This window comes from Nocardia fodinahabitans (genome assembly GCF_052983615.1).
In genome coordinates this window covers 7,005,189-7,023,947 of record NZ_JBRJJC010000001.1, presented here as the reverse complement: position 1 = coordinate 7,023,947, position 18,759 = coordinate 7,005,189, and the positions used below count along the sequence as shown (strand labels likewise).

At 69.2% G+C, this 18,759-nt stretch carries 17 protein-coding genes; 6 read left to right on the top strand and 11 right to left on the bottom strand.

Translation table 11 applies throughout. The annotated features are described in order from the left end of the window. Nucleotides 1–13 precede the first annotated feature (13 nt). Nucleotides 14–733 (top strand): TetR/AcrR family transcriptional regulator, encoded by a 720-nt coding sequence (locus tag NV348_RS33070; protein WP_447150407.1) that lies wholly within the window; start codon nucleotides 14–16, stop codon nucleotides 731–733. Nucleotides 734–740: 7 nt separating this feature from the next. Here NV348_RS33070 and NV348_RS33065 read toward each other — a convergent pair whose 3' ends face one another. The 4 genes from NV348_RS33065 to NV348_RS33050 form a co-directional block, all read right to left on the bottom strand. Next, nucleotides 741–1,739 (bottom strand): AurF N-oxygenase family protein, encoded by a 999-nt coding sequence (locus NV348_RS33065; RefSeq protein WP_447150406.1) that lies wholly within the window; start codon nucleotides 1,737–1,739, stop codon nucleotides 741–743. A gap of 184 nt (nucleotides 1,740–1,923) precedes the next feature. After that, nucleotides 1,924–2,517: a hypothetical protein gene (locus tag NV348_RS33060; RefSeq protein ID WP_447150405.1), complete on the bottom strand. Its 594-nt coding sequence runs from the start codon at nucleotides 2,515–2,517 to the stop codon at nucleotides 1,924–1,926. A gap of 139 nt (nucleotides 2,518–2,656) precedes the next feature. After that, complete coding sequence (locus NV348_RS33055) at nucleotides 2,657–3,376, bottom strand: TetR/AcrR family transcriptional regulator (protein WP_447150404.1); 720 nt, start codon at nucleotides 3,374–3,376, stop codon at nucleotides 2,657–2,659. Between the two features lie 7 nt (nucleotides 3,377–3,383). Next, nucleotides 3,384–4,112, bottom strand: a complete 729-nt coding sequence (locus tag NV348_RS33050; RefSeq protein ID WP_447150403.1) for a MerR family transcriptional regulator — start codon at nucleotides 4,110–4,112, stop codon at nucleotides 3,384–3,386. Nucleotides 4,113–4,211: 99 nt separating this feature from the next. Between NV348_RS33050 and NV348_RS33045 the strand changes: the two genes are divergently transcribed. After that, entirely contained in the window at nucleotides 4,212–5,939 is a 1,728-nt protein-coding gene (locus tag NV348_RS33045) for a GMC oxidoreductase (RefSeq protein ID WP_447150402.1), read from the top strand. 276 nt (nucleotides 5,940–6,215) lie between these two features. On the opposite strand, the gene NV348_RS33040 is transcribed toward NV348_RS33045, so the two are convergent. Both NV348_RS33040 and NV348_RS33035 read right to left on the bottom strand, forming a co-directional pair. Continuing rightward, nucleotides 6,216–7,154, bottom strand: coding sequence for an oxygenase MpaB family protein (locus NV348_RS33040; RefSeq protein WP_447150401.1), 939 nt, complete (start codon nucleotides 7,152–7,154; stop codon nucleotides 6,216–6,218). 13 nt (nucleotides 7,155–7,167) lie between these two features. Then, a complete protein-coding gene (locus NV348_RS33035) occupies nucleotides 7,168–8,610 on the bottom strand; it encodes an MFS transporter (protein ID WP_447150400.1) in 1,443 nt (480 codons plus the stop codon). 80 nt (nucleotides 8,611–8,690) lie between these two features. Here NV348_RS33035 and NV348_RS33030 point away from each other — a divergent pair, with 80 nt between their 5' ends. Beyond that, complete coding sequence (locus NV348_RS33030) at nucleotides 8,691–9,362, top strand: TetR/AcrR family transcriptional regulator (RefSeq protein WP_447150399.1); 672 nt, start codon at nucleotides 8,691–8,693, stop codon at nucleotides 9,360–9,362. Continuing rightward, nucleotides 9,359–10,282 (top strand): NAD-dependent epimerase/dehydratase family protein, encoded by a 924-nt coding sequence (locus NV348_RS33025; RefSeq protein ID WP_447150398.1) that lies wholly within the window; start codon nucleotides 9,359–9,361, stop codon nucleotides 10,280–10,282. Before NV348_RS33030 ends, NV348_RS33025 begins: the two co-directional genes overlap by 4 nt. Nucleotides 10,283–10,500: 218 nt before the next feature. On the opposite strand, the gene NV348_RS33020 is transcribed toward NV348_RS33025, so the two are convergent. After that, a complete protein-coding gene (locus NV348_RS33020; RefSeq protein ID WP_447150397.1) occupies nucleotides 10,501–11,391 on the bottom strand; it encodes a DUF5995 family protein in 891 nt (296 codons plus the stop codon). Nucleotides 11,392–11,486: 95 nt separating this feature from the next. Between NV348_RS33020 and NV348_RS33015 the strand changes: the two genes are divergently transcribed. Continuing rightward, on the top strand, nucleotides 11,487–12,335 hold the full coding sequence (locus NV348_RS33015; RefSeq protein ID WP_447150396.1) for an SDR family oxidoreductase: 849 nt from the start codon (nucleotides 11,487–11,489) through the stop codon (nucleotides 12,333–12,335). Between the two features lie 16 nt (nucleotides 12,336–12,351). On the opposite strand, the gene NV348_RS33010 is transcribed toward NV348_RS33015, so the two are convergent. Next, nucleotides 12,352–14,448: an MMPL family transporter gene (locus NV348_RS33010; RefSeq protein WP_447151207.1), complete on the bottom strand. Its 2,097-nt coding sequence runs from the start codon at nucleotides 14,446–14,448 to the stop codon at nucleotides 12,352–12,354. A 92-nt stretch (nucleotides 14,449–14,540) separates the two neighbouring features. On the opposite strand from NV348_RS33010, the gene NV348_RS33005 reads away from it, so the two are divergent. Then, entirely contained in the window at nucleotides 14,541–15,056 is a 516-nt protein-coding gene (locus NV348_RS33005) for a MarR family winged helix-turn-helix transcriptional regulator (protein ID WP_447150395.1), read from the top strand. 22 nt (nucleotides 15,057–15,078) lie between these two features. Here NV348_RS33005 and NV348_RS33000 read toward each other — a convergent pair whose 3' ends face one another. From NV348_RS33000 to NV348_RS32990, 3 genes are read right to left on the bottom strand one after another with little or no spacing between them, the layout of a single operon-like run. Further along, the gene (locus tag NV348_RS33000; RefSeq protein ID WP_447150394.1) at nucleotides 15,079–16,653 is read right to left on the bottom strand and encodes a regulator; all 1,575 of its coding nucleotides are present in this window, start codon (nucleotides 16,651–16,653) and stop codon (nucleotides 15,079–15,081) included. A gap of 15 nt (nucleotides 16,654–16,668) precedes the next feature. After that, nucleotides 16,669–17,358 carry a cysteine hydrolase family protein gene (locus tag NV348_RS32995; RefSeq protein ID WP_447150393.1) on the bottom strand — a complete coding sequence of 230 codons (690 nt, stop codon included), beginning with the start codon at nucleotides 17,356–17,358 and terminating at the stop codon, nucleotides 16,669–16,671. After that, nucleotides 17,355–18,740, bottom strand: a complete 1,386-nt coding sequence (locus NV348_RS32990) for an allophanate hydrolase (protein WP_447150392.1) — start codon at nucleotides 18,738–18,740, stop codon at nucleotides 17,355–17,357. Before NV348_RS32990 ends, NV348_RS32995 begins: the two co-directional genes overlap by 4 nt. Nucleotides 18,741–18,759 lie beyond the last annotated feature (19 nt).

The window sequence follows — 18,759 nt, the reverse complement described above, 5'->3', positions numbered from 1 at the left end:
TACACTCGGGCGGGTGTCGAGCGCAACGTCACGCCCCGCCAGCGCCGTGAGCGGCAGACAAGCCCGATGGCAGCCGCACAACGACAGCCGCCGGGAGCGGATCGTGCTGTCGGCGGTCGACTTGCTCGAGCGGGCGCCCGCCGGCGTCGAGGTGCCGATCATCCAGATCGCCGAGAACGCCGGCCTCGCGAAGTCCGTGGTGTACCGGCAGTTCGCAGGCCGCGACGAGCTCGATCGGCGGATCAGGAGCGAGATCGCCGATCGCTTCGTCGGCGACATCGAAGACGCGCTCGATATCGCCGAAGGGTCCATCAACAGCATTCTCGTGCGGACGGTCGGCGCCGTGGTCACCTGGATCGAGGACCACCCCCGGCTGCACGAGTTCCTGCGCACCGGTCCGTCGGACGACGATTCCGAGGTCGACGCGATGAGCGCGCTGATCGGCACCATCGCGGCGTCGACCAGGGCGCTGGTCACCGGCCTCGCCGGCGTCGTCGGTGTGACCGACGACGGCGCGGCCGACACGATGACCTTCGCCATCGTGTCGATGACCGAGGCCACCGTCACCCGCTGGGCCAACGACCCGAATCCGGTGCTGACCAGGGATCAGCTGATCGAGGAGGTCGCCTCCTACGCCTGGCACGTGGTCGACGGTGTCGCCCGCCGCCACGGCCTAACCCTCGACCCCGACCAGCAGCTGGTCGAGATCATCACGCAGCTCGCCACGGGCTGACCCGCCGTCAGGCCACCCGGCGATGGCCTCGTTCGGGCTCGCTGCGGTAGCGCGAGGCCGGACCGCCGACACCGAGCGTCCGCCACAACCGCCGGGCGATCGGGTTCATCAGGCCGAGGTCGTCGGCCAGCTTGCGCATGTCGCCGAAGTAGCCCGACAGGATCTGCTTCGAGTGCTCCGACTTCCAGAACGCCTGCTCGATCACCTCGCGGGGAATGCCGAACTCACGCTCGAACGAGCGCGGTGGCGCCATGATCTCCCCGGCCAGCCAGCGCATGGCGATCGGGAACGCCACCGAGCACGCGCCGCGATTGAACTTGCCCATCCGGTTGATGTGCGCGGCCAGGAATTCGCCGGCGAAGGAGATGTGCCGCGCTTCCTCCGCGATGTGGATCTCCATGGTGCGCAACACCATCGGCGGCATCGACGATCCCTCGCGGATGACGGCCTTCTGATAGTGGTCGATCGGCTCCTCGCCACCGAGGATGCCGATGAACAGGATCGTGTGGGCGTAGCCGCCTGCGACGCCGATCAGCGGCGAGAGCACCTTGAACATCGGGCGCATGCCGGGCACGTCCACACCGATGCGATTCACCAGCTCCTGGAACATCTGGATGTGGTTGCACTCTTCGGTCATCTCGTGCAAGCAGTACCGGAACTCGGGCGAGCCGTTCGGCAGCTTCATGATGTACTGCATCATTCCGCGGATCAGGATGCTCTCGAACGCCGCGCCGACCTTGATCGTGTTCGCGATTCGCCATTTGCCGATCGCGATCTGCCGATCCAGCGGCTGGTCGCGGTACCACTGCGTGGCACCCAGCGGGTCGACGTCGGGTGACAGAACCCAGCGCACGTCGTCCGGGTCAAGGGCGAGCTCCGGCGAATCCCAGTCGATGTCGAGGTAGGGATCGAAATGCCGGTCGACGGACCCCTGCGAGAGGGTCGCCAGCGCATCTCGGTACTCCTCGGTGATGAGTCCGCCACGGCTCGATTCGGTCAGCGTCATCGGTGCCTCCTCGGTTCGCGTCCGGCGGCGGCGCTGTAAGCGTCGTCACACCGGCTGACCCGAGGATAACTGAGACTTACAGTCCCACACAACCCGCCACACCGACTTGTGACCGCCGATCGCACCCGCCGGCAGTCGCGACCCGAAGCGACGCGCCCGCCGAACAGTCCAGCGTCGACGGCGCTTATTCGACGAGGAGGACGATCAGCTGTCGAGCCAGGTCGGCGTCGCCGGGGCCGCCGAGCCAGACCAGGGGGCGGCGGGGGTCGAGGCGGTCGAGGGCGTCGGGGAGGGAGCCGAAGACGCGGTCGGCGCGGACGACACAGACCTGCGGGACGACTTCGGAGACGTCGGGGCCACCGTCGACGTCGAGAGCGAGCGTGCCGGTCGAGGCGTCGCCTGCCACCGCGTCACGGACGACGGCGTCGCCGGAGTCCGAGATACCCGAGCCGCGGTGGAGGACCTCGTGCCCCGGGGCGCTCGCCCAGTGGTCGAGCCAGGCCGGGCCCGGTTCGACCGCGGCCAGGACCGAGCGCACGCTCATGCCGTAGAGGACTTCGGCGACCGCGGTCGGCAGGCCGGCGAGGTCGACGGTACGGACGAGGGAGCCGTGTTCGCGCAACCGTTCGGCGAACGCGGCCAGGACCGCGGCCCGCTCGGCGGGATCGACGTCACCGCCGTGCCGCGACGTCCGGCGCATGGGCACCCGTCGCTCGTCGTCGGGTAGGTCCAGCAGCCCGTCACGGACGCGGCGCAACATCTCCTCGCGAGGATTCATTCCGGCACTCCCGTTCGTCGGCGACACCGGTCGACATCGCCGTACACACATCTCTCGTTCCACATACCGTCGGAATCACCTCGTTCGCTACGGTACCGACCGGTCCACAGTAGGCGGTCCGCCACACCGGACCGAATGGCTAGTTCACGGTTACTTGGGTGAACCCGAGCATTCGCAGCATCTGGTCGACCTGGAGTTCGAACACTTCGGCCCGATCGGCGAAGGTATCCCGGCCGTACATGTCGAAGACGTCGAAGTTCACCGCGCCGAACAGGGTCGTCCAGGTGGTGAGGGCGGCCACGATCAACCAGTCCGGGGCGGCCATGCCGAATTGCCCGCGGATAGCGGCGAAATCGGCCGACGTGGCCGGTGCCACGACCGGCTCAACGGTGGGAGCGCTGAGCTCCCCCGCCTGGAAGGCGCTGTCGACGATGCCGAGCAGCGTCGCGATCACCCGGATCCCGGGTGTCTCGGTGTCCTCGGCGGGCGCCGCATACCCGGGCACCGGGGTGCCGAACAGCAATCCGTACCAGGCGGGCTCGGCTAGCGCCCAGGTCCGGACGGTCCGGGCGACCACACGGAACCGCGTCGCCGCGTCGTCGGGCGCCTCGGCCAGTGCCGCGTCGACCGCGTCGCCGAGCGCGTTGTATCCGTCGACGACCAGCAATGTCAGCAATTCGTCGCGGCTGCGCACGTACCGGTACACCGCCGACGACACGACACCCAGGTCACGGGCGACGGCACGCAGCGACAACGCGGCCGCGCCCTGCGAAGCGAGGTGCTCGCGGCCGATCCGTTTGATGTCGGCGAGAGTCTGGGCGCGCGCCAGTGCCCGCGGTCCCGGTCGGTCGGTACTCATCCCCCGATCATCGCGCACCCGCGGCATGGTCCCATCGCCGCCGCACGGCTGTGTCGTCGGCAGACTCGACGGCGGCCGCGCGCTCGATCTCCGCGGCGAAGGTCGCGCCGCCGACCTCCCAGGCCATGGCCAGGAACTGCTCGCGGAACCGGCTCAGATCGACGCCGATGTCCTCGCCGCCGTAGCCGGTGCCCGCGGCGGCGCGCACCGTGCGCACCACGTCGTCGGCCAGCTCGGCGATGCGTTCCCGGATCAGGGTGCGCAGGACGCCGCTGAGGGTGATGTCGGTGCCGACGTCGTAGAGCACGAGCGCGCCCTTCAGCATCGGGCGGTCGGGCACGAACCAGGCATCGTCGCGACGTTCGAGATAGCCGGCGCCGATGAGCTCGGCGAGGACATCGGTGCCGCGGTCGCCGAGCAGGTCGATCAGCTCGGCGTCATCGACGATCACCGCGCGCTCCCCCGCCTGCACGGCGCGCGGATCGAACAGCGTGCGCCAGTCGCCCGCACCGGGCGATGGCTCGGCGTCGAACACCTCGCGGATGGCGTCCAAGCGCAGCCCGCGGGCCTGCATGGCGACGATGTCGCGTAACCGATCCAGGTGGGCGTCGGAGTAGACGACCTCCTTGCCCGCGCGGCCGGGTTTCGGCAGCACGCCGAGCGAGTGGTAGTAGCGGATCGTGCGCGCCGCGACGCCGCTGACGTCGGCGAGTTCGGCTCGGGTGTATCGAGGCACCCGACCAGCATAGGGCCGCCCGCGGCGGACTTTGACAGCTCTGGCTGTCGACGTTAGCGTTACCGACGTCACTGTCGACACCGATCGAGGAGCCCTCGTATGTCCGATCGCACCACCGACTTCGACGTTCTGATCGTCGGTTCCGGCTTCGGTGGCAGTGTCACCGCGCTGCGCCTGGTCGAGAAGGGCTACAAGGTCGGCATTCTCGAGGCGGGTCGCCGGTTCGCCGACGACGAGCTGCCCAAGACCAGCTGGGACCTGCGCAAATTCCTGTGGGCGCCCAAGCTCGGCTGCTTCGGCATCCAGCGCATCCACCCCCTGCGCGACGTCCTGATCCTCGGCGGCGCCGGTGTCGGCGGTGGTTCGCTGAACTACGCCAACACCCTGTACGTGCCGCCGGAGCCGTTCTTCCAGGACGCCCAGTGGCGCGAGATCACCGACTGGCGCGCCGAGCTCACCCCGTACTACGAGCGGGCCCAGAAGATGCTCGGTGTGGTGCGCAACCCACACATGACCCCCGCCGACGAGATCTTCAAGGCCGTCGCCGAGGACATGGGCGTGGGCGACACCTTCGTGCAGACCCCGGTCGGTGTCTTCTTCGGTGAGCCGGGCAAGACCGTGGCCGACCCGTACTTCGGTGGTGCCGGTCCCGAGCGCACCGGGTGCGTGGAGTGCGGCGACTGCATGGTCGGCTGCAAGTTCGGCGCCAAGAACACCCTCGTCAAGAACTACCTGTACCTCGCGGAAAAGGCCGGGGCACAGATCATTCCGATGACGACGGTCAACGCCTTGCGCCCGTTGCCCGACGGCACCTGGGATATCGCCACCGAGCGCACCGGCGCCTGGGTCCGCAAGGACCCCAAGACCTTCACCGCCGGGCAGGTCGTGCTGGCCGCGGGCACGCTCGGCACGCAGAAGCTGCTGCACTCGATGCGCGATCAGGGCGTGCTGCCGAACCTGTCCGACAAGCTGGGCCTGCTGACCCGCACCAATTCCGAGTCCATCGTCGGCGCGGCGACCAAGACCCTCGCACCCGGCCAGGACTTCACCAAGGGTGTCGCGATCACCTCCTCGATCCACCCGACGCCCGACACCCACATCGAGCCGGTGCGCTACGGCAAGGGCTCCAACTCGATGGGCCTGTTGCAGACCCTGATGGTCGACGGCGGCGGCAAGGTCCCGCGCTGGCTGCGCTTCCTCGGCGTCGCGCTGCTGCATCCGTTGCTGCTGCTGCGCTTCCTGAGCGTGAAGAACTGGAGTGAGCGCACCATCATCTCGCTGGTGATGCAGCACCTGGACAACTCGATCACCACCTACACCAAGCGTGGCCTGTTCGGCGGGCGCAAGCTGACCTCCAAGCAGGGCCACGGCGAACCGAACCCGACCTGGATCCCGGCGGGCAACGATGTCACCCGCCGCGTCGCGGAGAAGATCGGCGGTGTCGCGGGCGGCACCTGGGGTGAGGTGTTCAACGTCCCGCTGACCGCCCACTTCCTCGGTGGTGCCGCGATCGGCGCCGACCGCGAGCACGGCGTGATCGACGCCTACCACCGCGTCTTCGGCTACCCCACGCTGAGTGTCGTCGACGGTGCCGCCGTCTCGGCCAACCTGGGCGTGAACCCGTCGCTGACCATCACCGCCCAGGCCGAGCGCGCGGCTGCCTACTGGCCGAACAAGGGCGAGGTCGACACCCGCCCCGAGCAGAACGCCGGATACACCCGGATCGAACCGGTCGCCCCGCAGCACCCCGCCGTGCCCGCGGGCGCGCCCGCCGCGCTGGTGCTGCCGATCGTGGAGATCCGCAGCAAGGAGCAGACCGCGGGCTGACCCCTGTCTCGAAAATCGGCCCCGGACAACGGTTCACCCGTTGTCCGGGGCTGTTTTGTTTCTGGCCATGGCCGGGGCAGCCCGGATCTGTGGATCCCCAGCGCATGCGCTGACCGAACTGGTCGCGCGGCAACCGATCAACCAGTCCGAACTCGGCATGATCCTGCGACTGACCAAGAGCACGATCAGTCGCATGGTCGGACTGGCCGAACTCCGGGCAGGCGCGAGTCGCATCACCGTTCGCTACGAGGAACTGCCCGCCGGTGCGATCCTGCACTACACCTCGGCCGACCCCGCACTGCACCGATGGTTCGAAGCCCAATCCGGCGATCGCGGTGTGGATGGTGTGACCAGCGCTGAGTACTTGTGCTCGGCGACGATGTCGCTGAGCCGGAACACCTCACGCGGATCCGGCAGCAGGTGGCGTTTCGCGAACACGGCGAATCGGGCCAGGCGGCGCACCGCGTAACTGAACGCGCTGGGCGGCCGCGGGAGTCGGAGAGTGTCGAGGACGTGTTCTTCGGAGAACGCCAACGCCAGCCAGCGTCCGAACCAGCGCAGTGGCCGCGGGAACCAGCGGGTCGCGAACTGGTCGATGAGTGCTTTCGCCAGTCGTTGGCCGGCCGGCGAATACGCGAATTCTGCGCCGTATTCGTAGGATTCGAGGAGCTGTTCCATGTCGCGCCAGGTATCCGGGATATCGGTGACACCGAGGTGCTCGGACACGCTGCGCCAGTGGATCAGCTGGGCGCGGCGCTCATTCTCGCTCAGTCCGGGAGCTCCGGCGACATGGCGCAGTAGCCGGTCGTAGATGAGGGTGAAGACGGCAGCGCTGTGCTGGAAGGTATGCATGGGCATCGGCCAGTTGCGGGCGACGCCGGAGTGCCGATTCCGCACGTAGCGGAGGCTTTCGATGCTGGTGGGGCTGGACACCCCGTCGTCGGCCCAGGAGAAGAGGTGGAACATGGTTTCGTCGGCGCGCCGGATTCCGTGCTCGTAGAGCATCCCGGTGCCGTTGCGGTCCACCGAGTCCGCCGAGACCGGCGGACCGGCGAAGCGGACGAAGCCGACGGTATAGAACAAGTGCACCACGAGCAGGCTCTTCGGGAGGAGCTGGCAGCTGGTCAATCTCACGATCCGTGCACTGTCCACCTCCGGATCGAGTCGTTCGATCTCGGCACGAATCCATTGGAAGCCACGCTTCTCGGTTGCCATCGGGGTTCTCCTATCAATCGTTCATTACGGCGGGGGTTTCGGACTTCGGCTCCGCGTCCGGGACCGGACTGGTGCGCAGCAAGGCAATGGTCAGCACGGCGCCGGTCGCGGCCAGTGCGGCGGCGACCGCGAAGGCGACGTTCAGGCCGGTCCGGTAGGCGTCGACTGCCGCGGATCGCCGAGCCACCACATCGGCGATCAGCAGAACAGTCGTGACTCCGATCCCCGATCCGACACGCTGCGCGGTGTTGACGATGCCCGCCGCGATCCCGGCGTCGGCCTTGTCGACGGAGGTGACCGCGGGGACGGTGACGCCGACGAACGCGGCGGGCAGGCCGATGCCGAGCAGTACCGCACCGGGCAGCACGTCGATCAGGTAGTTGCCGTGCTCGGGCAGACGAGCGAACCAGGCCATGGCCAGGGCCTGCAGCCCGAGGCCCGCAGCCAGCACCCGCCAGGCACCCAGCCGATCCAGCGCGTACGGGATCAGCGTGCGGGAGACGATGATGTTCACCACGGCCACCGGTAGCACCGCGAGGCCGGAGACGGTCGGACTGTAGTGCTGGGTGTTCTGCAGGTACAGCGCCAGCAGGGCGAAGGTGGGCACGTGCGCCGCGCCGACCAGCGCGTTGACCACGGCCGACCCACTCACCTGGCGAATGGCGAACAGCCGCAGTGGCATCAGTGGATGTGCGCTGCGCGCCTCGAGAACTACGAAGCCCGCGAGCAGCGCGAGCCCGGTCACCAGCAGACCCCACGCCGCGGTGCGCATCGACTCGTCACCGAGGGCGCCGATGGCATATCCGGTGATCAACAGCCCCGCCGTGCCGGTGATCGCACCCGGCACGTCGAGCCGACGCAGGGCCCGGACGGACGGCGCCGGATCCGGTGGGAGCACTCGGACGTAGGCCAGCGCCAGCACACCGACGGGCAGGTTGATCAGGAAGATCGAAGGCCAGCCGAACAGATCGGTGAGTGGTCCGCCGACCGCGGTGCCGATGGCCGCGCCTGCCGCCCCCATCGCACTCCACACCCCGAAGGCGCGGTTGCGTGCCGCGGGTTCGGTGAACGTCATGGTGAGCAGTGCCAGTTGAGCGGGGATGATCACGGCCGCGCCGAGGCCCTGCAACGCCCGGGCGGCGATGAGGATCGCCGGGGTCGGCGCTGATCCGGCCAGCGCGGACGCCACCGTGAAGACGGTGAGTCCGCCCGCGAACACCCGGCGTGGTCCGAGCAGATCGGCGGCGCGCCCGCCGAGCAGCATGAATCCGCCGAAGGCGAGCAGGTAGGCGTTGGTCACCCAGCCCAATCCCGCTTCGTCGAGCCCGAGGTCCGCGCCGATGCTGGGCAGCGCCACATTCAGCACGGTCGTGTCCAGGAAGACCACCAGCTCGACCATCGTGATCAACAGCAGGACCAGCCGGTCCTTCGCCGCGAGTACACCCTTGCTCGGCATGAGCACAAACCTCTTTCACTAGAGCGTTACTACAGTCAGATTCCACTAGAGTTTCGCTCTAGTCAAGTAGGATGCGGGGCATGACAGGCAGAAACACCGGCGTGCGAGCGGCCAGGACAACGGCCAACCGAGCAAAGATGCTGGCAGCGGCACGGGAACTGTTCACCACCCGCGGCTACACACCGACCACGATGAAGGCCATCGCCGATCAGGCCGGCATGGCAGTGCAGACGCTGTACTTCACCTTCGCCACCAAGCGTGCGATCCTGTCCGAGCTACTCGACGTCGAGATCGCCGGCGACACCGAACCGGTCGCCACCATGGACCGTCCCTGGTTCACCGAGGCGCTGGCGGCGGCGCCCGCCGAGCAGATCCGGCTTCAAGTCGCGGCGGCGGCAACGATTTTCGCTCGCGTCAGCTCGCTGCTCGAGGTGATTCGGTCGGCCGCGGCGACCGACCCGGAACTCGCCGAGATCTGGGAAACCAACGTCGCCCAGCGTCACCTGATCCAGCTTCGTCTTGCCGAGGCCCTCACCGGCAAGACGAAGCTGCGCGGGGGCATCACCGCTGCCCGTGCCGCCGACATCGCCCTCGCCACACTGGCCCCCGAGACCTACCGCCTGCTCGTCCACCACCGCGGCTGGACCGATGCCGAGTGGGCGTCCTGGGCCACCGACGCGCTCACCCTGCAGTTGCTCCCCTCAGCACCTGTCGACTCCATCGAAGCGCCCGCACCCGAGGAGGCCCGATGAGCGTGCTCGTCCTGGGTGGATATGGAGCCGTCGGAGCTCACCTGGTACGGCTACTACGCGCACGAGGAGTTCCGGTGCTCGCGGCCGGACGCGATGCGGCTCGCGCGGACCGGGTACTCGACGTCACCATGATGGACAGTGTCATCTCCGCGCTGGAGGGAGTCTCGATCGTGGTGAATTGCGCGGGCGTCGAAGACGTCCGGCTCGCCGAGGAGTGCGCCTGTCGCGGGATCGTGTTCCTCGAGATCTCCGCGACCTCCGACTACGTGCAGGCATTGGAGCACGTCGAGGGGCCGGTCGTCCTGGGAGTCGGACTGGCGCCCGGCCTGACAACGCTGCTCGCCGTCGACGTGCTCTCGCGCGACCCCGGCCCCGTCGACATCATGATCGGGCTCGGTTCCGGCGAACACCACGGCGCCGCCGCCACCGCCTGGACCTACCGGCTGTTGGGACAGCACTTCCCCGACCCCGACGGCACCAACATCCGCAACTTCACCGAACCCGCACAATTCACGATTCCCGAACAGGCGGGATACCGACCGTTTCCCGCGTTGCGCGCCGACTTCGTCGACCAGCACCGACTCACCCGCGAATTCGCGGTCCCTGTCCGCACCTACCTGAGACTGGACTCCCGCCTCGCCACCGCCGGGCTGGCAGCACTCACCTGGGCACCCGCGCTACGGGCGCTGGTTCCGCATCGAATGCCCGGCGGCGACAGATGGGTTGTGCTCGCGCGAGGCGCCGACGGGCCGTCGCGTTGGGCCAGCGGCTGTGGACAATCGCTGGCCACCGCCGCGGTCGCCGCCACCACGGTCCGGGAGATGGCACACCACCGAATCACCGCACCGACGTGGATCCACGAACTACTCGAGATCGGCACCCTACGGCGCGATCTGTCAGCGATGGGTATCAGCAGCTGACCTTCGCTTCGACCGGCATCGCCGCCGCGCGGGTGATCTCGCCGCACTCTCGCCGTGAAGGATGGTGTGGCCCAGTCCGTGACCGCCCTCCTGGAGCGTGGTTTGGGCCTTGACCTCGCGCCGGCAGGACCGTCGTCGGCCGAGCGCAGGATGAGCAGCGTCGTGAAGATGCGCGACAACCACAGTGCGAAGGAAGTGCCGACGAACTCCCGCCGGCCTCAGAGGGCGTTGATCCGGGCCAGCGCCTCGAAAGCCAGGTCGGCGGCCTGCCACAGGGCGGTGATCTCGGTGCGCACCGCGGGGGCGAGAGCGGGGTCCTGGAGGGCGAGGCCGTTGGTGAAGATGACGGTGTTGGCGCTGAGGTCGGCGGCGATGAGCAGTTGCTCGGTGGCGACACCCGCGCCGAAGAGCTGGTCGAGGCCCTCGCCGACGAAGTAGAACCGCCACAGCGGGCCGAGGTCGGCGCCGTAGGCCGCCTTGGTGCGGTCGACGATGAGGTCGCCTGCGGCGGCGATCGCGGCGACGATCTCGAAATAGTCCGGTGCGTTCTCCGGTCGGCTGCCCACGGCCGCAACCGAATACGTGAGGTCCACGGTCAGGTGGGCGTTGTAGCCTGCCATCGCGGTGCGGGCGCGGGAGGCCCCGCAGTCCTGGGCGAGGGCGAAGTAGTGCGCCCACTGGGGCTCGGCGACGCCGCCGGTGAATTCGGCATGGAGATTGTCGAGGAAGCGGCGCAGCAATTCGGTGCTGATCGCGTGCGCGTAGTCACGATTCGCGAACGCGCCGGGATCCCGTTGCAGCGGCATGACCGCCGCGTATTCGACGCCGTCGAGCCCGATCGCGAACAGGCCGCGCAGATCTCGGTGCTCGACCAGGATCTCGGTGATCCGGTGATGACGGGCGACAGCGTCCTCGAGGCGGGCGAGACCATCAGCGCCGATGATCGTCGAGGTGTCCGAGAGTCGCACGATCTCGGCGATGTCGCCGGCGGACAGTGTCGATCCGCAGGCGGTGTCGCGAACGGCTCCGCTCGCCGGTGCCGCGACGAGCGCGGGCATGGTCATGATCACGACCGCGGCGAAGGCGGCGATCCCGCTCGGTACACGCACCCGCAGATTCCACCATCCGCGCGGCCGAACCGCAGAGCGCGACACGGCGACCGGCGCGTCCCTCCGGCGCGCCGCGGGTGCAATAGCCTGGGCGGATGCCGGAAACCATTGCGATTTCAGGGGCCAGTGGACAGATCGGCGGGCGCGTCGCCCGGCTGCTCGCGGACTCGAGCGCACCGTTGCGGTTGCTCGGCCGGAATCTCGACCGCCTGCCGTCGATCGCGGGCGCGAGCACGGCGGTCATCGATTTCGCCGATCCGGACACGGTGGCACCCGCGCTGGAAGGCGTGCAGACCTTCTTCTTCGTCTCTGCCACCGAGAGCGCCGATCGCGCCGCGCAGCAGTCCACGGTGGTGAGCGCCGCCCGCAGCGCGGGTGTGCGGCGCATCGTGTATCTGTCGTTCGTCGGCGCGGCGCCGGACTGCACGTTCACCTTCGGCCGCGATCACTGGTACACCGAGCAGGCCATCCGGCAGTCCGGCCTGGACTTCACGTTCCTGCGCGACAACCAGTACCAGGACATCATCCCGCATTTCGCCGATGCCGACGGCGTGATCGCGGGTCCGGCCGGCGACGGCAAGGTCGCCGCGGTGACCCGTACCGACGTGGCCGACTGCGCCGCCGCCGTGCTCGCCTCGACCACCTACACCGGCGAGACCTTCGACCTCACCGGCCCGCGCGCCTTCACGCTGCCGACCGCCGCCGCCGAGATGACCGAAGTCCTCGGCCGCCCTTACCGTTTCGTCGATCAGACTGTCGACGAGGCGTACGCCACGCGGGCGAGCTATGACGCGCCCCGGTGGGAAGTCGACGGCTGGGTGAGCACCTACACCGCGATCGCCCAGGGCGATCTCGCCCATGTCTCCGACGCGGTGCCGGCCCTCACCGGTCACCAGGCCACCGACTTCCGGGACTACCTGGCGTCCTTGCCGCACAACCCCTGATTCCCGGGCAGTGGCCTCACGTGGCGTGGATCGGTTCGGAGCGCGCGTCGTCGGCCTTCGCGGGCGACGACGGCCACCAAACCCGGTCGCCCAGCAGCGCGAACAGCGCTGGGACGACCAGTGTCCGCACGACGAAGGTGTCCAGCAGAATGCCGAAACCGACCACGATGCCCAGCTGAGTCAGCGTGATCAGGGGCAGGATGCCCAGGACACAGAACACCGCGGCGAGAACGATGCCCGCGCTGGTGATCACCGAGCCCGTCGAGGCGACCGCACGCACCATCCCCCTGGTGGTGCCGTACGTGCCGGCCTCCTCGCGGGCCCTGGTCACCAGGAAGATCGTGTAGTCCACCCCCAGGGCCACCAGGAACAGGAAGCCGAACAGCGGAACGTTGGTGTCCAGGGCCGGGAACCCGAACACCGTGCCGCTGATCCAGCTGCCCGCGCCGAGCGCCGCGAGCGCGCTGAGCACCGTCACCCCGACGAGCACAACGGCCGCCGGAACGGCCCGCAACAGCACCAGCAGGACCAGCAGGACGACAGCCAGGATCAACGGGATCACCAGCGCCTGGTCCCGGCGTGCGGCATCGCGGATGTCGAGCGCCTCGGCATCGGACCCGCCGACGAGTGCCTCGGCACCCGGTATCGCGCCGACCGCCGACCGGATCGCCTCGATGGTGGTGAATGCCTCCGCCGAGCCGGGTGCCGCGTCCAGCACGACCGACCACCGAGTGGTGCCGACCTCGGCGACGCCGGTCACCGTGGCACGCGAAACACCCTGCACACCTTCGAGTTCCTGACGCACGGCGGCGTCGGCGGTGGTCCGCGCGATCACCACGGCGGGGTCCGAGGAGCCGGACGGGAAGTGCCGCGCCATGGTCTCGAGACCGTCGACCGATTCGGCCTCGACCCGGAACTGCTCGGTGCGCGAGAGTCCGATGTCGGTGGTCGCGAGCCCGGCGGCGAGCACCACCAGGATCACCGACGCGACACCGGCGACCACCCCTGGACGTCGGACCACCCGCGTCGCCACGGCGGACCACACGCCGTGCTCGGCGGTATCGCGCCCGTCCGCGTGCGGCACGAACGGCCAGAAGACCCGGCGCCCGCACAGCGCGAGGGCGGGCGGCAAGGCCGCCAGGACGAAGACCAGCGCGACCACGAGTCCCGCCGCGGCGAACGCGCCCAGGCTGCGGGTGTTGGGCAACAGGGCGAGCAGCAGGGTCAGCAGTGCGAGCACGACCGTGATATTGCTGGCGACGATGGCGGGCGCGGCATGGCGCACCGCCGCGCGCAAGGCCACCCGATGGTCCACGTGCCGATGCAGTTCGTCACGGTAGCGCGACACCAGCAGCAGCGCGTAGTTGGTTCCGGCACCGAAGACCAGCACGCTGGTGATGCCGGAGGTCGACCCGTCGAAGGTGAGGCCGGTGAGCTCGGCCAGCAGGGTGCCCACACTGGTGGCGACGCGGTCCGCCAGGCCGACGACCGTCAACGGGACCAGCCACAGCACCGGTGAGCGATAGGTGACGATCAGCAGGATCATCACCACGAGGGCGGTGACCAGCAGCAGCAAGGTGTTCGCCCCGGAGAACGAGTCGGCGATGTCCGCGCCGAAGGCCGGCCCGCCGGTCACCTGCACGCGTAGCGGTTCCGGCAGTTCGGCGGTGAGCGCGCCGCGCAGCTCGGCGATCCGGTCGGTGAGCGCGAAACCGTTCAGCTCCGCCGACACGGGAATCTGCGCGAGAACGGCGCGCCCGTCGGGCGCGGGCACGACCCGCGGCCCCTCGGGCGCGGGCACCCCGGCCCGGGTGAGCGCGGCATCCAGCGCCGCGAGGTCCGATGGGGTCAGCACGCCGTCGTCGACGCGGGTGGCCACCATGATCGCCGTGGCGGTCCCCGCATCGGGGAACTGCGCGGCGGCCTCGGCGGCCTGTGCCGATTCCGCCGACGCGGGCAGCGACACCGGTGCCTGCCCCGCGCTGTCGTTGCCGCCCGCCAGGGCCATCACGGCCACCGCGGCAGCGAGCACGGCCAGCAGCACCGCCCACGATCGCCGACCGGTGACCAGCCCCGCGAACCGGTCCCAACCATTTCCGTCGCTGTCTCGCATCACGGGATTACTATTTCAGAAACTTAACTACTGAGCAACGACGAGGGGGCCGGGCGCTAAACTCGCAGCCGGACAGTGAGAGGAGACAGCGCGTGGGCGAGGACATCGCGAAGCCCGGTCCGGCCGTCGACCGGACCGGGCTTCAGACCGAGATCGCCCGGGACCTGCGCGCGCTGACCGCGGTTTCGGAACAGATCGGCCACGTCTTCGCGCGCTCGAACAACTTGCGCCCGAATGACTTCCGCGCGCTGATGCACGTGGCGACCGCGGATGCCGAGGGCGCGCCGGTGACCGCGGGTCAGCTGAGCAAACTCATGGGCGTCTCCGCGCCCGCGGTGACCTACCTGGTCGAGCGGATGATCGAATCCGGCCATCTGGAGCGGGTGCCCGATGCCACCGATCGGCGGCGCGTCCACCTCGGCTACACCGACGACGGCATGGCCGTGGCGGCCGGATTCTTCGGACCGCTCAGCGCCCGCACCCAGGCGGCGCTGGCGGATCTGCCCGACAGCGATCTGGCGGCAGCCCACCGCGTGCTGGTCGGGGTGACCGCCGCGCTGCGCGAGTTCTACGCCGAACTCCCGGAACCCGGACAGGCTGCCGGCTAGAACAACGCCGCCGGTGCGCTGATCAGGGCTTGTCGACCGCCTGTTCGGTCGCCCCTGCGGGCAGGACCGAGTAGGCCAGGCAGACGATCGCGAAGAACGCGTACCCGAGTGCCACGTGCGGCGCGGCCGCCCACTCGACCGCATGGGCATGGATGAGACCGATCCAGCTCAGCGCGGCGCCGATGAGCGCGGCGAGTCCCGCTGCGCGGAAACGCTTGTCGAGGATGAAGGTGACGATCGCGCCGAGGACGAGACCCGCCAGCACCGCGCCGGAGCCGAACGTCTTCAGCCCGTCGTACACCACGCCCGCCTGGCCCAGCGCCGCCGAACCGACCTTGTCGGCCGAGGTGCCCGCCGCCGACAGCGCGTTGTCGATCTGGGTCACCGCCCATTCCGCGAGATTGGGCAGCAGGGCGGCCACCACCGCCACCGCGTGCAGTCGCGGCACGGCCTGGAACGCTTGGGCGCCGATCAGCAGGCCGATGTAGAGCAGGATCGGCACGATCGCCGGAATCGGCAGCACCGTCGCCAGTACCCCGAACAAGCCGAGCAGGCACATGACGCCGATGGTCAGGCCGCTGGCCAGCGAGTACCCGGTGCGCCCGCCGGCGTCCTTCCAGCCGGGGTGACCGATGTAGACCGCGGGCGGGAACGGCGAGCCGAAGCCCGCTCCGATGACCGCGCCGAAGCCGTCGGCCAGCAGCACACTGCGCAGGTTGTAGTTGTCGCCCGCCGCCGCGGCGCTCTCGACATTGCTCATCGCCTCGGTGAAGTTGTAGATACCGAGCGGAATCGCGGTGGCCAGCAACGGCGCGAGGTTGCTCAGGCCGTCGAACAGCAGACCCAGGCGCAGATCGGGCAGACCGAGGGCGATATCGCTCGCGGCCTGGGCCACATCGGGCGGCGACATGTATCCGCCGATCCAGCCGATCGCGGTGCCGACGAGCAGCGCGACCAGACCGACCGGGATATTGCCCGGCAGCTTCACGTCGGTGAAGAAGCCGATGAGGATGATCGCCAGCACCGGCAGGCCGATCCAGGCCACCTCCCACATCTGGGCGGCGGGCCGCATGGCGATGAAGGTGATCGAGATGCCGGCCAGGGTGCCGAGCATCGCGGCGCGCGGGGTGACCCGGCGGATGTAGGGGCCGACGAACGCGCCGATCATCACGATCACGCCGATCATGAAGGCCCAGGCAAGCCCAGCGGCCCACGCCCGCAAGGGATCTCCGGTCTTCAGATAGATCGGCAGCATCACCACGAACACGACGATGAACATGTGCGGCACGCTCGGGCCGTACGGCAGCGCGGTGACGTCGCTGCGGTTCTCCCGGCGCGCCAGGCGGCGAGCCAGGACCAGGTAGTAGAGGTTGCCGAGGACCAGCGCGACACCGAGCGCGGGCAGAACGGTGCCGAGCACGTCGCCGCTGGGGATCTTCACGACGGCGATGGTGAGCGTGGTGAGGGTCAGAACGTTGACGAGGATGTTGAACGCCAGTCCGAAGAAGGCGTTGGTGTCACCGCGTGTCCACCACGGAAGCACCAGGGGCGCAGGAGGTTCGGGGGCTTTGCTGGTGGTGGTCGTGTCGACGGACATGGGTGTTCCTGTTCGCTAGGCCGTGACGGGTGAAGCGGGGGTCGCCGTCAGCGCGGTGACGACGGCGGTCGATTCGGCGACCCACCCGAAGATCCCGCCCTGGGCGGCGATCATCGCCAGCCCGACGCGCTGGAATTCGGGGAAGTAGGAACCGACGCAGTCGGCGACGACGAGGCATTCGTAGCCGCGATCGTTGGCCTCGCGGACGGTCGTGTGCACGCACACCTCGGTGGTGACACCGGTGACGAGCAGCGAGGTGATCGCGAGCCGGTGCAGCACATCGCCGAGTCCGGTCGCGTAGAACGCGCCCTTGCCGGGCTTGTCGATCACCACCTCGCCCTCGATCGGCGCGAGTTCGTCGACGATGTCGTGCCCGTACTCGCCGCGGATCAGGATCCGGCCGAACGCGCCCGGATCGCCGATGCGCTGGGACGGGTTGCCGCGCCGCAGTTTCGCGGGTGGACAGTCGGAGAGATCGGGCAGGTGCCCTTCCCTGGTGTGGATCACCGGCATACCGGCGGCGCGCGCGGCGGCGATCAGTCCGGCCAGCGGCTCGATGACGGTACGCAGCAGCGCGACATCGTTGCCCAGGCTCTCGCCGAAGCCGCCGGGAAGCAGGAAGTCGCGCTGCATGTCGATCACGAGCAGCGCGGTCGTGGCCGGGTCGAAGGTGAACGGTGCCGGGGCGGCGGGGATCTCGGTCATCGGTGGTCCTCGAGGACGGTGGAGTAGGACGGGGTGACGGCGCGAGGTTCGTCGAGCAGACGGGCGGCGACCGCGAGGACGACATCGTCGGCGAGCGCGGGACCGAACACCATGAGCGAGACCGGCCTGCCGTCGCGGGTGGTGCCCGCGGGCACGGCGACCGCGGTGAGGTCGAGCAGATTGCCGAAGTGGGTGTAGTGCCCCAGAACGGTGTTGGTCGCGATCGGGTCGGCGAGAACCTGGTCGACGGTGAAGGTGGTACCGATCGTCGGGACGACCATCACGTCGAAGCCTGCCCAGAGCAGACCGACCTCGGCGCGCAGCTCCTGCAATCGCTGCTGGGCGCGGAACACCTCGACCGCGGTGAATCGCTGTCCACCGGTGAGGATCTCGCGGATCACCGGCAGCAGCGAGTCGGGCCGCTCGGCGAGGAAGGTCTCGAACTCGACGAGTCGTTCGGCGACCCAGGGGCCCTGGTAGAGCAGGGCACCGGCATCCAGGAACGGCGTCAGCGTGGTCGCCACACAGTCGAAACCGGCGCGCGGCAGGCGATCCCGGGCCGCCAGGTGGGCGGCGCCCATCGCCTCGTCACCGAAGAACTCGAGGTCGGCCTCGGCGGGCAGGCCGACCCGGATCGGCGTGCCGCGATAGCGCGGCCCGCGCGCCCGCGTCCACGGGTCGTCATGGTCAACCCCGGCGATGATGTCGAAGACCTGGTCGAGGTCTTCGACGGTGGTGCCCATCAGGGTCAGGCAATCCAGCGACTTGCAGGCGGGGACCAACCCGACGGTGCTGATCAACCCGCGCGACGGCTTCCAGCCGACGATGCCGTTGAGCGCGGCGGGCACCCGCCCCGAGCCGGCGGTGTCGGTGGCGACGCAGAACGGCACCTGCCCGAGCGCGACCGCCAGCGCCGACCCGGAGCTGGAGCCGCCGGCGATGAGGTCGCCGCCGAATACACTGCGCGGCACCGGATACGGCGTTCTCGTGCCGTTGAGCCCGGTCGCGAACTGATCGAGATTGGTCTTGCCGACGAACAACGCGCCCGCGTCGAGCAGCCGCTGCACGGCCGGTGCGGTGCGCGTCGCGGTGTAGGCGTAGTCCGGACAGGCCAGCGTGGTCGGATAGCCGGCCACATCGATACTGTCCTTCACCCCGAACGGGACGCCGTACAACGGCAACGCCCGCGCTCCCGGCCTACGCTCGATCTCCGCCGCGGCGGCGAGCAGTTCGGCGCGTGGCACCGGGGTGATCCAGGTACCGTCGTCGCCGCGCGCCGCGATCGCGTCGGCGACCCGCGCGGCGGTTCTGGTCGGCGAACCGTTGCCGTCCTGGTGCTGGGTGAGGATTTCCGCGACTGTGGGGCCCGCCGAACCGATCATGTTGTCGATTGTCGACAAA

Excerpts from the sequence above, each read along its gene's own strand:
- NV348_RS33025 (WP_447150398.1), top strand. The coding sequence starts at position 9,359 with ATGAGCGTGCTCGTCCTGGGTGGATATGGAGCCGTCGGAGCTCACCTG.
- NV348_RS33040 (WP_447150401.1), bottom strand. The coding sequence starts at position 7,154 with ATGGCAACCGAGAAGCGTGGCTTCCAATGGATTCGTGCCGAGATCGAA.
- NV348_RS32995 (WP_447150393.1), bottom strand. The coding sequence starts at position 17,358 with ATGACCGAGATCCCCGCCGCCCCGGCACCGTTCACCTTCGACCCGGCC.
- NV348_RS33010 (WP_447151207.1), bottom strand. The coding sequence starts at position 14,448 with ATGCGAGACAGCGACGGAAATGGTTGGGACCGGTTCGCGGGGCTGGTC.
- NV348_RS33045 (WP_447150402.1), top strand. The coding sequence starts at position 4,212 with ATGTCCGATCGCACCACCGACTTCGACGTTCTGATCGTCGGTTCCGGC.
- NV348_RS33000 (WP_447150394.1), bottom strand. The coding sequence starts at position 16,653 with ATGTCCGTCGACACGACCACCACCAGCAAAGCCCCCGAACCTCCTGCG.
- NV348_RS33060 (WP_447150405.1), bottom strand. The coding sequence starts at position 2,517 with ATGAATCCTCGCGAGGAGATGTTGCGCCGCGTCCGTGACGGGCTGCTG.
- NV348_RS33055 (WP_447150404.1), bottom strand. The coding sequence starts at position 3,376 with ATGAGTACCGACCGACCGGGACCGCGGGCACTGGCGCGCGCCCAGACT.
- NV348_RS33035 (WP_447150400.1), bottom strand. The coding sequence starts at position 8,610 with ATGCCGAGCAAGGGTGTACTCGCGGCGAAGGACCGGCTGGTCCTGCTG.
- NV348_RS32990 (WP_447150392.1), bottom strand. The coding sequence starts at position 18,740 with ATGATCGGTTCGGCGGGCCCCACAGTCGCGGAAATCCTCACCCAGCAC.
- NV348_RS33030 (WP_447150399.1), top strand. The coding sequence starts at position 8,691 with ATGACAGGCAGAAACACCGGCGTGCGAGCGGCCAGGACAACGGCCAAC.
- NV348_RS33065 (WP_447150406.1), bottom strand. The coding sequence starts at position 1,739 with ATGACGCTGACCGAATCGAGCCGTGGCGGACTCATCACCGAGGAGTAC.
- NV348_RS33015 (WP_447150396.1), top strand. The coding sequence starts at position 11,487 with ATGCCGGAAACCATTGCGATTTCAGGGGCCAGTGGACAGATCGGCGGG.